At 68.7% G+C, this 761-nt stretch carries 1 protein-coding gene; it reads left to right on the plus strand.

Annotated elements, in window-relative coordinates:
• Positions 1-37: 37 nt before the first annotated feature.
• The coding region (locus A9Z05_RS03275; protein ID WP_371090559.1) for a sugar-binding transcriptional regulator at positions 38-761 on the plus strand (724 nt) is incomplete at its 3' end.

Consider the following 761-nt stretch of genomic DNA (forward strand, 5'->3'; position numbering starts at 1 on the left):
CGGCCGGCCCGCGGGCGGCCCCCCAGCTCCGAACCGAATCGCTATCGTGTCCAAGTCCTCAGAAAAACTCGATCTCGCCACGCGCGCCGCGTGGCTCTATTACGTCGCGGGCGACACGCAGAACGAAATCGCCGAGAAGCTGCAGGTGTCGCGCCCCGTCGCGCAGCGCCTCGTCGCGTTCGCGGTCGAGAAGAACCTGATCCGCGTGCGCGTCGACCACCGGCTCGCCGACTGTCTCGATCTCGGCGCGCAGCTGTCGAAACGCTACGGCCTCGCGATGTGCGAAGTCGTCCCCGTCGACGCCGATGCGCCCGACGCGATCGACCGCAAGCTCGCGGTCGCCGGCGCGCAGGTGATGGAGCGCTACCTGAACGAAACGCGGCCGATGGTAATCGCGGTCAGCAGCGGCCGGACGCTGAAGGCCGCGGTCGCGCAGATCGCGCAGATCGACCGCCCGCAGCACCGGCTCGTGTCGATGGTCGGCGCGATCGCGGCCGACGGTTCGTCGAACCGCTACGACGTCGCGCAGTACATCTCCGAAAAAACCGGCAGCAAGCATTTCCTGCTGCCCGCGCCGCTGTTCGCCGACAGCGACGCCGAGCGCGCGCAGTGGTGCAACCACCGGCTGTACCGGATCGTCGAGGCGCTGTCGGGCGAGGCCGACGTCGCGTTCGTCGGGATCGGCAACATCGGCCCGCACTGCCCGCTCTACGAAGACGGCTTCATCACCGAACAGGAGCGCGACGAGATGACCGCGCTCG

The organism is Burkholderia sp. A2 (assembly GCF_001729305.1).
Taxonomy (GTDB): domain Bacteria; phylum Pseudomonadota; class Gammaproteobacteria; order Burkholderiales; family Burkholderiaceae; genus Burkholderia; species Burkholderia sola.